Annotated in this window: 15 protein-coding genes; 5 read left to right on the forward strand and 10 right to left on the reverse strand. The window is 62.3% G+C overall.

All coding sequences use genetic code 11. From position 1 onward, the window contains the following. Positions 1–82: 82 nt before the first annotated feature. Positions 83–1,390, forward strand: a complete 1,308-nt coding sequence (purB, locus tag DU475_RS11160; RefSeq protein WP_164632199.1) for an adenylosuccinate lyase — start codon at positions 83–85, stop codon at positions 1,388–1,390. A gap of 253 nt (positions 1,391–1,643) precedes the next feature. Here purB and purQ read toward each other — a convergent pair whose 3' ends face one another. The 4 genes from purQ to purC form a co-directional block, all read right to left on the reverse strand. Further along, complete coding sequence (purQ, locus tag DU475_RS11165; protein ID WP_164632200.1) at positions 1,644–2,345, reverse strand: phosphoribosylformylglycinamidine synthase subunit PurQ; 702 nt, start codon at positions 2,343–2,345, stop codon at positions 1,644–1,646. 54 nt (positions 2,346–2,399) lie between these two features. Then, positions 2,400–2,639, reverse strand: coding sequence for a hypothetical protein (locus DU475_RS11170; protein WP_047307781.1), 240 nt, complete (start codon positions 2,637–2,639; stop codon positions 2,400–2,402). A gap of 17 nt (positions 2,640–2,656) precedes the next feature. After that, a complete protein-coding gene (purS, locus tag DU475_RS11175) occupies positions 2,657–2,902 on the reverse strand; it encodes a phosphoribosylformylglycinamidine synthase subunit PurS (protein WP_107345551.1) in 246 nt (81 codons plus the stop codon). A 190-nt stretch (positions 2,903–3,092) separates the two neighbouring features. Further along, positions 3,093–3,860: a phosphoribosylaminoimidazolesuccinocarboxamide synthase gene (gene purC / locus DU475_RS11180; protein WP_202907669.1), complete on the reverse strand. Its 768-nt coding sequence runs from the start codon at positions 3,858–3,860 to the stop codon at positions 3,093–3,095. 299 nt (positions 3,861–4,159) lie between these two features. On the opposite strand from purC, the gene DU475_RS11185 reads away from it, so the two are divergent. The 3 genes from DU475_RS11185 to DU475_RS11195 all read left to right on the forward strand — a co-directional run bounded on the left by DU475_RS11185 (position 4,160) and on the right by DU475_RS11195 (position 6,497). Beyond that, on the forward strand, positions 4,160–4,483 hold the full coding sequence (locus DU475_RS11185; protein ID WP_013501293.1) for a DUF1476 domain-containing protein: 324 nt from the start codon (positions 4,160–4,162) through the stop codon (positions 4,481–4,483). 504 nt (positions 4,484–4,987) lie between these two features. Beyond that, positions 4,988–5,662: a hypothetical protein gene (locus DU475_RS11190; RefSeq protein WP_013501292.1), complete on the forward strand. Its 675-nt coding sequence runs from the start codon at positions 4,988–4,990 to the stop codon at positions 5,660–5,662. 82 nt (positions 5,663–5,744) lie between these two features. Then, a complete protein-coding gene (locus DU475_RS11195) occupies positions 5,745–6,497 on the forward strand; it encodes a DUF5131 family protein (protein WP_164632201.1) in 753 nt (250 codons plus the stop codon). Here DU475_RS11195 and DU475_RS11200 read toward each other — a convergent pair. From DU475_RS11200 to DU475_RS11210, 3 genes are all read right to left on the reverse strand, one after another. Next, entirely contained in the window at positions 6,494–7,321 is an 828-nt protein-coding gene (locus DU475_RS11200; RefSeq protein WP_164632202.1) for a three-Cys-motif partner protein TcmP, read from the reverse strand. The genes DU475_RS11195 and DU475_RS11200 overlap by 4 nt on opposite strands. A gap of 103 nt (positions 7,322–7,424) precedes the next feature. Beyond that, positions 7,425–7,697, reverse strand: coding sequence for a helix-turn-helix domain-containing protein (locus DU475_RS11205; RefSeq protein ID WP_246700303.1), 273 nt, complete (start codon positions 7,695–7,697; stop codon positions 7,425–7,427). A gap of 130 nt (positions 7,698–7,827) precedes the next feature. Next, complete coding sequence (locus DU475_RS11210) at positions 7,828–8,646, reverse strand: isocitrate lyase/PEP mutase family protein (protein WP_164632204.1); 819 nt, start codon at positions 8,644–8,646, stop codon at positions 7,828–7,830. 816 nt (positions 8,647–9,462) lie between these two features. Between DU475_RS11210 and DU475_RS11215 the strand changes: the two genes are divergently transcribed. Further along, positions 9,463–10,329: a hypothetical protein gene (locus DU475_RS11215; protein ID WP_164632205.1), complete on the forward strand. Its 867-nt coding sequence runs from the start codon at positions 9,463–9,465 to the stop codon at positions 10,327–10,329. A gap of 81 nt (positions 10,330–10,410) precedes the next feature. On the opposite strand, the gene greA is transcribed toward DU475_RS11215, so the two are convergent. Genes greA through DU475_RS11230 form a run of 3 tightly spaced genes read right to left on the reverse strand, consistent with a single transcriptional unit; the run spans position 10,411 to position 11,892 of the window. After that, positions 10,411–10,893 (reverse strand): transcription elongation factor GreA, encoded by a 483-nt coding sequence (gene greA / locus DU475_RS11220; protein ID WP_164632206.1) that lies wholly within the window; start codon positions 10,891–10,893, stop codon positions 10,411–10,413. Positions 10,894–10,953: 60 nt separating this feature from the next. Beyond that, positions 10,954–11,490, reverse strand: a complete 537-nt coding sequence (locus DU475_RS11225) for a mismatch-specific DNA-glycosylase (protein WP_349644177.1) — start codon at positions 11,488–11,490, stop codon at positions 10,954–10,956. Further along, positions 11,491–11,892, reverse strand: a complete 402-nt coding sequence (locus DU475_RS11230) for a DUF2147 domain-containing protein (RefSeq protein ID WP_013501286.1) — start codon at positions 11,890–11,892, stop codon at positions 11,491–11,493. Positions 11,893–11,916 lie beyond the last annotated feature (24 nt).

Below are 11,916 nucleotides of genomic sequence, written 5' to 3' on the forward strand. Positions count from 1 at the left end.
ACCGGCGACACGCCCCGTCCCTAGCCCCTGCCCCGCCGATCTGCTAAAGCGCGGCGTAATCCCCAAAACCCACGAGTTTGCGATGATCCCGCGTTATACCCGTCCGGAAATGGCTGCCATTTGGGAGCCGCTGACCCGCTTCAAGATCTGGTTCGAGATCGAGGCCCATGCCTCCGACGCGCAGGCTGCGCTCGGGGTGATCCCGAAGGAGGCCGCCGAGGCGATCTGGAAGGGCGGCAAGGACGCCGCGTTCGACGTGGCGCGGATCGACGAGATCGAGCGCGAGGTCAAGCACGATGTCATCGCCTTCCTGACCCATCTGGCCGAGTTCGTCGGGCCGATGTCGCGGTTCGTGCATCAGGGCATGACCTCGTCGGACGTGCTCGACACCTGCTTCAACGTCCAACTCACCCGCGCCGCCGACATCCTGCTGGCCGACCTCGACCGCGTGCTGGCGGCGCTGAAGGCCCGCGCCTTCGAGCACAAGATGACGCCGTCGATCGGCCGTTCGCACGGCATCCACGCCGAACCGGTAACGTTCGGCCTGAAGATGGCCTACGCCTATGCCGAATTCAGCCGCGCCCGCGACCGTCTGGTCGCCGCCCGCAAGGAAGTGGCGACCTGCGCGATCTCCGGCTCGGTCGGCACCTTCGCGCATATCGATCCGCGGGTCGAAGAGCACGTTGCGAAAGCGATGGGCCTCGCGGTCGAGCCGGTGTCGACGCAAGTCATTCCGCGCGACCGCCACGCGATGTTCTTCGCGGTGCTCGGCGTGATCGCCTCGTCGATGGAACGGCTCGCCACCGAGATCCGCCACCTGCAGCGCACCGAAGTGCTCGAGGCCGAGGAGTATTTCTCCGAAGGCCAGAAGGGCTCGTCCTCGATGCCGCACAAGCGCAACCCAGTGCTGACCGAGAACCTCACCGGTCTTGCCCGCATGGTGCGCGCCTATGTGATGCCGGCGATGGAGAACGTGGTGCTGTGGCACGAGCGCGATATCTCACACTCCTCGGCCGAGCGGATGCTGGCGCCCGACGCCACCGTGACGCTGGACTTCGCGCTGAATCGTTTGGCCGGCGTGATCGAGAAGCTGGTGGTGTATCCGGAGAACATGACCAAGAACCTCGACCGCCTCGGCGGCCTGGTGCATTCGCAGCGGCTGCTCACCGCACTGACCCAGAAGGGCTGCTCGCGCGAGGAGAGCTACAAGCTGGTCCAGCGCAACGCGATGCCGGTGTGGCGCGGCGAAGGCGACTTCCTGACGCTGCTGAAGAACGACCCGGACATGAAAAAGTACATGACCGACGCCGAAATCGAAGAGCAGTTCGACCTCGGCTATCACCACAAGCACGTCGACACCATCTTCAAGCGGGTGTTCGGCGAGAGCTGAGGCGCCGGCAGCGGCAGCGGCAGCGGCAGCGGAGCGTAACGAAAAGCCCCCGTTTGCGGGGGCTTTTTTGTGGCTGCAGCAAACCTGATACTTACGGGACCGGCCGCCCGCTCAACCACCGAGATCTGGTGCAGACCTCGACACGTCATGCCCGGCCTTGTGCCGGGCATCCACGTCTTCAGGCCGATGTACAAGAAACACGTGGATGGCCCGGGACAAAGCCCGGCCATGAAGATCACCAAAGAGCCGTCGCTTACGCCGCTTTGGCGAAGTGCTGGGCGAGGCCCGCGAACAGGCCGCGGCCGTCGGTGCAGCCCATGATGTCTTCGACGTGGTTTTCCGGATGCGGCATCATGCCGAGCACGTTGCCGCGCTCGGAGACGATGCCGGCGATCGAGGCGGCGGCGCCGTTGATGTTATGGCTCTCGCCGACTTCGCCTTCCGGCGAGCAGTAGCGGTACAGCACCCGGCCGTCGCCTTCGAGCCGCTTCACGGTGTCTTCGTCGGCTTCGTAATTGCCCTCGCCGTGCGCCACCGGCACCTTGATCACCTGGCCGGCGGTGTAGCCGCGGGTGAACGGGGTGTCGTTGCGCTCGACGCGCAGATGCACGTCGCGGCAGATGAACTTCAGCCGCGCATTGCGCATCAAGACGCCCGGCAGCAGGCCGGACTCGCACAGGATCTGAAAGCCGTTGCAGACGCCGAGCACCAGGCCGCCATCAGCGGCGAACTTGCGCACCGCGTCCATCACCGGCGCCCGCGCCGCGATCGCGCCGCAGCGCAAATAATCGCCATAGGAGAACCCGCCCGGGACGACCACGAGATCGGTGCCTTTCGGCAGCTCGGTCTCGGCGTGCCACACCATCGCGGCATCGTTGCCGGAGACCAGTTTCAGCGCGCGCGCCATGTCGCGCTCGCGATTGATGCCGGGGAAGACGAGGACGGCGGATTTCATGCGGTTTCCGTTAGCGCGTGGAGGGGCAGTGGACGATCGCGTCGATGGCGATGATCACGCGGACATCGTCGGCGCGTCGTTCAATTCGAGACGGTGCTCGATGTGTTCGAGCCGGCCGTCATAGCGACCGAGGATTCCATAGACGTTCTGGACGTCCTGTTGCATGGAGATCAGATAGCCACGCATGGCGTTCATTTCAGATTTCAGCTCGTCGACCTTGTGGTCGACCTTGTCCAATCTCTGCTGAACCTGCTTGAGCACTTCAAAAATCAACTCGTTGCTCACGTCGGCCATGACCTAGTCTCCGGAGACTAACCCTTTACCTCGATAGCATAATTCTCGATCACGGTGTTGGCCAACAGCTTGTCGGCGGCGTCCTTGAGGGCGGCTTCGGCCTTGGCCTTGTCGGCGGCGCCGTCGAGCTCGATGTCGAACACCTTGCCCTGGCGCACGCTGGCGATGCCGGCAACGCCGAGCGACTTCAGCGCGCCCTCGATCGCCTTGCCTTGCGGATCCAGGATCCCGTTCTTCAAGGTAACAGTGACTCGTGCCTTCATGGTCGCCTCGATGATCCCCTCGTCATGCCGGTCAGAGCCTCCGCCCCATCCGTCATTCCGGGGCGCTCGCGCACCGCGAGCGAACCCGGAAAATCTCTCTTGGTAACAACTTCTGGATTCCGGGTTCGCCGCTGCGCGGCGCCCCGGAATGACATCGCTTGGAAACGCGCTCGCGCGCGCCGCCCTAGCTTCAGCCCTTCACCAGCACCGGGCCGGAGCCGACCGGGCGCTCGTTCTCCATCAGGATGCCGAGACGCTTGGCGACTTCGGTGTAGGCCTCGAGCAGGCCGCCGAGATCGCGGCGGAAGCGGTCCTTGTCGAGCTTCTCGTTCGACTTGATGTCCCACAGTCGGCACGAATCCGGCGAGATCTCGTCGGCGACGATGATGCGCATCATCTCGGCCTCGAACAGCCGGCCGCACTCCATCTTGAAGTCGACCAGCCGGATGCCGATGCCGAGGAAGAGACCGGTGAGGAAATCATTGACGCGGATCGCCAGCGCCATGATGTCGTCGATCTCCTGCGGCGTCGCCCAGCCGAACGCGGTGATGTGCTCTTCCGAGACCATCGGGTCGTTGAGCTGGTCGTTCTTGTAGTAGAACTCGATGATCGAGCGCGGCAGCTGGGTGCCCTCTTCGATCCCGAGCCGCTGCGACAGGCTGCCGGCGGCGACATTGCGCACCACCACCTCGAGCGGCACGATCTCGACTTCGCGGATCAGTTGCTCGCGCATGTTGAGGCGGCGGATGAAATGGGTCGGCACCCCGATGTCGTTGAGGTGCTGAAACAGGTACTCGGAGATCCGGTTGTTGAGGACGCCCTTGCCCTCGATCACCTGGTGCTTCTTGGCATTGAACGCGGTGGCGTCGTCCTTGAAGTGCTGAATCAGAGTTCCGGGTTCCGGACCTTCATACAGCACCTTGGCCTTGCCTTCGTAAATGCGACGTCGCCGGCTCATGGGGATGTACCGTGTTTTGTTGAAATCCATCGGGTGGTGGGCTCCGTCTGACGAAAGCGGCCCACGGCGGAGCTGCCGAAAAGGCCAGGAACAGGAAACAGAACGAGAACCCAGCCTCGCTGCAACCTAGCTGATTGGCCCCCCCGATACAATCGATCCGGCCGGGTGGCCCGGGAGTTTTACCCCTCGCCGTGCGCCATTGTGGCAGTTGTCTTCACCGGCGGCTCTGGATATCTAGGCATCGAACCCGCCCACCGCAAACCGGCCGTTGGTCGGCCTACATGATCGGAACCGCAGACATGACCACTTTCGACAAGCGCGAGGAAGGCTTCGAGAGGAAGTTCGCGCTCGACGAAGAGCAGAAGTTCAAGGCCGAGGCGCGGCGCTCCAAGCTGCTCGGCCTTTGGGTCGCCGACAAGCTCGGCCTGTCCGGCGATGCCGCTGCCGCCTACGCCAAAGAAGTGGTAGTGGCCGACCTCGAAGAAGCCGGCGACGCCGACGTGGTGCGCAAAGTCACCAAGGATCTCGCCGACAAGGGCATCACGCTGCCGGAAACCGAGCTGCGCGCCAAGATGACCGAACTGTACGCCCAGGCGGTCCAAGAGGTGAAGGCCGGAATTTGACGGGTTCCCGCCGGCCGCTGGGGCGGCCAGCCCCTGATTGCTCAATCGAATTTCAAATGCCCGGGCCTGTCCCGGGCATTTGTGTTTTCGGCGCCGGGCGCCGGGCCAAAACACGGGCGATGGTGTCCCGCTCTGCGACAGCCCGCCTGGCGCGGATTAACGTTCGGCACGCAGACGGAACAAAGCGGCGACGAATCGCTGCGAATCGGGCTTTCCGGCGCGGCTAACGCTGCAAGTTGTGCGTCCGCCTTCCCACTCACACCAATGCTGGAAGCGTCCCTCGCTTAAGGCGGTGAAACGGGGCGGAAGGGTTAACATTCCAGTCGAACGATCTGGACGCGGCGCGGGGCGACGGCCGCGACGGCGGCCTCCCCACATGATCCCCCGTCAGAGCCGGGGCGTGGCTCCTCCGGAAGCGCTCGCGGCGACGTCGTCCTTACCCTGTCATTATTTAGGTATATATTCTTATATTGGATTGATGCCCTGCTTTGACCGGAGCCCAACATGCCCTTCCCGGTTTTTCGCTCCCCCATTCGTGTGCTCGACTCCTCCCTCGACCGGCTGGTGCTGGCCACGCTCGACGACGGACCGCCGCCGGTCCCTGGCGGCCGTCCGAAGGGCTGCAAGCGGCTGCATACCAATGCCAAGGTCGCCCATGTGCGCCGGCTGATCGAACAGACCTCGCTGACCTACAAGGAGATCGAGGCGAAGACGAGCGTCAGCGCCGGCACCGTCGGGCGCTGGAAGCGTGAGTTCAACTGGACGCGTCACCCATTGGCGCCGCGCGCCAGCGACACCGTGCCGACCGAGCGCGCCGGCCGCCGGCTGAAGCTGCGGATGCTCAGCAGCAAACTGCAGCAGCTTGCCGAACGCTATGTCGACGAGCTGTGGCAGGCGCCGTCGGTCGATCTCAACCGGCTGATCGAGGCCATGGAGGTGCTGAAAATGGCGCGGCTCACTCAAAAAGGTCGCGGCCGCCCCGGCAAACCCGGCCCGGCGCCCCGCACCGAAGAGGACTGGCTCGACCGCGAGCCCGCGATCCGCAAAGCCTTGACCGACATGCGCCACGGCGGCGTCTTCACCACCTGCATCCCCGCCGAAGCCATGGCACTGCTGGACGACGCCTACACCCCGCCGGAGCGGGAGGTGGTGCGGCGAGGGCCGAGGAGGAGGCTGTAAATGAGAACACGACGAACAAATCATGAACAATTTTCGGCCTTCGTTAACTGTTACCAAGTCATGCTGAGGAGCGGAGAAGGCCATGACTGAGACATCGATCGAGTGGACCGACGCTACTTGGAATCCGGTCGCGGGCTGTACGGTTCTTACCGCAGGCTGCACAAACTGCTACGCGATGCGAATGGCGGCCCGCTTGGATGCGATGGGAGTGCCGAAATACGCCGGACTCACCCGGAAGAGCGGCCGTCGCGCCGTATGGACGGGCAAAATCCGATTAGACGAGGCAGCGCTCGGCGCGCCGCGGATGTGGACGAAGCCGCGCAAAGTCTTCGTCAATTCGATGTCCGATCTGTTTCACAACGACGTACCAGTAAACTTCATCCAACAGGTCTGGACCGTGATGCGCGATACTCCGCGTCACACCTATCAAATCCTGACAAAGCGACCGGACAGAATGGCATCCATCTTAAACGGCGCTGATTTTGAATTACTGCCTAATGTTTGGCTTGGCACTAGCGTCGAAGATGATCGCGTAATCCACAGGCTTGACGAAATCCGACGCGTTCCGGCTGAGATCCGATTTGTATCGTTTGAACCCTTGATCGGTTCGGTCGCGGGAGCAGATCTTCGTGACATCCACTGGGCGATCGTCGGCGGCGAGAGTGGACCTTACGCTCGGGATATGCAGGCAGTGTGGGTGGACGAAATCGAAGCGACATGCCGCCGATCGGGCACGGCCTTCTTCTTCAAGCAGTGGGGCGGCAAGAACAAGAAGCTTGCTGGCCGCATTCGACACGGGCGCACTTACGACGAAATGCCGTCCGCTACGATTTAACCGAACAAGTCGCCCTGAACCTGCTTGTTCGACGCGATCTTCCAGAAGCGATGCGCGAGATCATGTCGCGCCGCCAGGGTCAGCCAATAAAGATGCTGCCCCTGCTCCCCAGTGATCAGCTCCATATCCACGGATGGATAGATGCCCAAAGCAGTAATCTTCGACTTCCAGTAGTCAAATACAGCGCGGCGTATGGCTGCATGATTCTGATGCAGATCCACCACATCGCGCCATCCCGGCGCGAACTTATCGAATGCAGACTGCTGCAGTCGGATGTTGAGGCCGAGATTACGCTGCAGGTCCATTTTACTGATGTGCACAAGCATATCGATATAGCGGAACCGCGACAGCTGCTCGACGGCACTAAGGTCGAAGGCAGCCAAGTTGTAAGGATCCAGGAAAGCGAAGTGCAAGCCTTGTGGAGACAGACGATCGCTCAACCTACGGGTCGCCGCAACAGCGTCTCCATCGATCTCAATTACAGGCGCACCGAGCTTCTTTAGCCTATGCGCTGCATAGGCGCGGCGCTGGCCATCAGCATCTGCAATAAAGACCTGCGTGAATGGCGTATTGGTTCGGACGCTTTCTTTCCATGCAGCCACGCAACTACCATCTACATACTCGCCGGTCCGCCTGATACGAGACCGCCCTGGGCCACAGAACAGGTCGATGTAGGTCGCCCCACCCTTGCCGGGCCCAAGCCACTTTCCGCGCACTGCTCTGGAGATATCGATGTAGCGACATAAAGAAATATGTTTGCCTGTCGCCCATTTCCCCACTTCCTCAACCGGAATCCCATCATCGCCGTCAACAAGTTGACCCATGATGCCCCCCAAGCAAATAGACAGTCAGAGAATATCGTTACGGCAAAATTCTGTACCGAGATGGACCAACAATCGATGCCCCCTAAGGCAAGATGTTCTCGTCCTATCTGCTAACCCCACCCCTATTCAGCAACGTCATCAGCCGCTCGACTGAAAAGCCTTCCAGTTTGTAGTTTCGCAAGGCCGAGACCTTGGGCTGGTTGATCCCGAGCCGCACGGCGGCGGTAGCTTGACTCAAACGAACGCGGTCGATCACCGCGTTCAAAGCATGGGCAAGCCTGAGCTTGGTCTGCCTCTCCTCTGCGTCGGCCATGCCCAGGTCCGCAAACACATTGCCGCTGCCGCGGGTGATCTCGGCTGCCGTGCCTTTGCTCATGCTTGTCGTAGCCATAGTCAACCTCATCGTCCGCCACACGGTCCTGGACCTTGAGAACCATGATCTGACCTTCAACGCACGTAGTCAGGGCCGGCCGTCATAATACATGATCGTGTACCGATCGCAGCTACTACTTCCCAACAAACAGCCCGTTCAGCTCCGCGCCCTTGGTCGCTCCGGCGAATGCGGTGAACGTGCCCTGCTCGGCGATCTCGCGCGCGGCGCCGAGGAAGCCGGCCCAGGCGCAGCGCGCCAGCGAGCCGCCGACGCTGATGCGGCGGACGCCGAGGTCGGCGAGCATCGGCACCGTCATGCTCGGCTGCGCGATCAGCACGTTGAGCGGCTTCGGCGCCACCGCCTTCACCAGCGTGATAATCTCGGCCTCGGTGGTGACGCCCGGCGCGTACAGGCAATCGGCACCGGCCTCGGCGAACGCCATCAGCCGCGCGGTGGTCTTGGCGAGATCGCGCTCGCCCTTGAAGAAACCCTCGCAGCGCGCCACCAGCACGACGTCCTCACCCGACGCATCGATCGCCGCCCGCGCCGCCTTGATGCGCTCGGCGGCGAGCGCGTCGTCGTAAAACGGCCGCGCCGGATCGGTGGTCGTATTCTCGATCGACAGCCCGGCAATGCCGGTGGCGATCGCGCGCGTGACATTGGCGGCGACGCCGTCGGGGCTGTCGGCAAAGCCGTTCTCGAAATCGGCATTGATCGGCAGATCCACCGCCGCGCACAGCGTCGTCAGATGCGCCAGCACATCGTCGCAGCCGACCTGATTGTCCGCACGTCCCGCCGACCACGCAAAGCCGGCGCTGGTCGAGGCCAGCGCCTGAAACCCGAGCGACACCAGCGCCCGCGCCGAGCCGACATCCCACGGATTCGGCAGCACGAAGCAGCCGGCTTCGTGCTGCTTGCGAAACGTGGCCCGCTTGGCGGCGGTCGTTATCATCGGCGATCTCCCTGTGGTGTCTGTTGTTGTTGGCCGGACGCTAGCATGGTGCCGGCCGCGGCGTCGAAGCCGCCGACGACAGCGGAAGTGTCCCACCCTGCGACAGCCGCCACCGCGCGCCTTAACGTTCCGAACGCAGCCGGAACAAAGCGGTGACGAATCACAGCGAATCGGGCTGAGCGGGAGGAGGCGGACTGCATCTCGCGCCAAGGCACTGTGATGAACACAAGCGCTGGGCAAGCGCACCCGCTCGCGCGGACGCGACAAGCGACGAAACGTTAACAGATCGCTCGCGGACGCCGGCCGGCTGGAGCGATCGAGGCTGCGCCTTCAAGCTGACCGTCGACTGAATTGTCCCGCTGACGTTGTAGCCGGTCGGCTGCTGAAGCTGCGGCTGTCGGCCCTCGATCTGCCGGACGTTGCTGTTGACGGACTCCAGCCTGCAATCCTTGGCGATCGTACTCCGCAGCAGCTCGCACTCCCGCGTCGCCAGTTGAACACGATCTTGCGTGCCTGATCGAGCTTCTGCGGCAGCTCGTCCTGTGCGCCGCTCCCGGACATGAAGAAGGAGAGCGTAGTCTGCATGCGAACCGGCGTGCCCCGGCCGACAGCGACAGCCGGCGCTGTCTGCGCGGCTACAGGACCGAGCAGCAACACGGAAGCGACCGCTGCCAAAAAAGAATGCTTCAATGGTAACGTGACGCATCTCCTGAAATAAGAAACGGCACGAACCTATCAGCGATGGATCAAGGCGGGATGAAACACTCCGATGGGCGAGACCCCACCGTTCAGTGTAGCCTGCATGAGCGAAGCGACATGCAGGGGGACACCGATCGTCCCCGGGGTGTCGCTGCGCTCACCCGGCTACGCTCGCTGAATTGGATGCTGTCTATGACTGCACAAGATCTCTATTTTGATAGCATTAAGGAACATCGCGGATCGTATTTCGTAGAATATCGACCGCCTAGCAACGGTTTCTCGTTCGCCATTCTTACAATCACTTTTCTTGGCTCCGTTGATTCCGCGAAAGTCATTCAATCAATGGAAACAGAGCTAGCCTTTTGGCTGTCTCGCTATCCAATTCCATTGATGGTCTTCGGGTACGACGAAGCACACAATCCGATTGCCCCAAGAAAGGCAGACGAGACATGCTTGGTCGGATGGATAGCCCCCGGCGGCGGCGATGCCAATCTGTCGTGGAATCTCAATGATCTGAGCAACCATCTCGATTCTGCGCCGGCTCACCCCGACTGGCGAACGATATATTCCGACATACCGTTTAGAACGGGCGACCAGATCAAAGAACATGCACTTCGCCGGCTTCGTGAGCAACGAAAAGGGTTTCTTGTCCTGAAACTGTCGCTTTCAATGTGGCTTGCCGTTATTCCTGCAACGTTTGCCATTGCCGAATTCTTGGGACCACAATGGCTTGGAGCAATCGTACTCGCTTATAGTCTTTGGAAAGCGTGGCGCGTTGCAAGAGAGCTATGGGGGCATTCGACCCCGTCTCCGAGTGCATCCGCCTCCCGAGAAAAGCAACGTAAAATGGATCACTACTTCTACCATTGCGAGCGGAATCCCGGTGGATTCGCGAGACTCGTGCTCGAAAATTTTGACGCCGACGCCAGGGAACGAACGCGCATTGAGGCCGCTCAAATCGCAGCTAACAGTCAATTGAAATAGCTTCCTACAGTAAGGGCTATTGTGAAGCTAACCGGCGGCTAAAAGGCAACGTGCCAACTACCAAATTCAAGATTCTATCTCCTACCCAATCCCCACCACCTCCAACTCCTGCGCGCCCTTCCCCACCACGTCGCCGACGCTCTTGCCGATCAGTAGCCGCGCCACCGGCGATACGAATGAGATCGTGCCCTGCTTCGGATCGGCTTCGTCTTCGCCGACGATGCGGTAGGTCTGGACGCGGCCGTCGGCGCGGCGGAAGGTGACGGTGGAGCCGAACGCGATCTCGTCGGTCGAGGGCGGATCGGGCATCACTTGCGCGGTGCGCACCCTGGCTGCGTAGTAACGCGCGTCCCGCAGCGGGATGGCTTCGGCGCGGCGGCGCTCGTTGACGTCCTCGATCAAACCTGCGGCTTCGAGCGCGGCCTTCGCCTCGGCCAACTGCGCCTCCAGCGCCGCCAGCCCGGCGGCGGTGACGAGGTTCGGATGCGGCGAGATCGGCCGATCCGGCAGCACGGTCTCCGAGGCGGTCTCGGCACTATCTTCCTTGGTGAAAGCGACGCTCAAGTTGAACTCCATTGACGGTCGCCGGACGGCGACCTGACGCAACGACACGGCGCTCCTCGATCAGGAGGCGCGGACCCGTTCGGCAAACTCCCACCAGTGGATCTTGTTCGCCATCCAATTCCAATCCGCCATCGGCGAGGTCGATGGCAGCACATAGATCGATGTCGTTCCGATGCTCTCCTCATAACGCCCGAGGCCGACCCTGCGGCCGACGAACCGCTTCGCAGCTTCCAGACTGGTGAAGGCGAGAAAGTCGGGACGGTTCTCTTCGATCTTCCGTCTGAGAACCACCCGATGTTCCGGCCGTGGCCGAACCTCATGATCGCTTCCGGCCACATCCTTGCACAGGTCGGTCAGGCCGATGCCGAATCTCGTCACTTCGCGAAACTCGTTCGGCGCCAGCTTTCGTGTCGTGAGGCCCGTTTCGCTGAGGACGCTCCAGAACTTGTTCCGGCTGTGCGCATAATAGCTTTGCGCCTTCTCCGACGCACGGCCGGCGGCGGTGCCGCAGAACACGACTCTGAGGCCGCGCTGCAGAACGTCAGGCAAGATGACTTTGGGCAAGCTCACCTGACCTTGCTGGCGCGCCTCCTCCACTCAGTTCGCCCGCGTCCAGGTGGCGGATTTGCAGATCAGGCCGCCCATCGCGCAGCCCTGGGTGGTCAGCGTGCTGCCGGACAGGTTCATCTTGCCGGTGTAGGTCTTGCCGTCCTCCGGATTGAAGGCACTGCCGGCCCAGGCGCCCGGGCCGGTCGGCTTCATGTCGAAGAATATCTTCTGGCCGACCTTGGCAGGGGTCTCGATGCCCGGCTTGAGCCACACCAGCGTGCCGCACACCGCGCCGCCGCAGGGCGCAAACTTGACCTTGGAGGCGCCGGTCTCGCGCAGCCAGGTGCCGCCGACGTCGTCGGCGCGGGCGCCTGTGGTGGCCAGCGCTGCGGCGAGCAGGCCGAGGCCGGTGAGCCATCCCGCGCGGCGCATCGTCGATGTCGTTGTCATGTCCCCTCCCGATTGCCTGTGCTG

The organism is Rhodopseudomonas sp. WA056, assembly GCF_010906995.1.
Lineage (GTDB): Bacteria > Pseudomonadota > Alphaproteobacteria > Rhizobiales > Xanthobacteraceae > Rhodopseudomonas > Rhodopseudomonas palustris_G.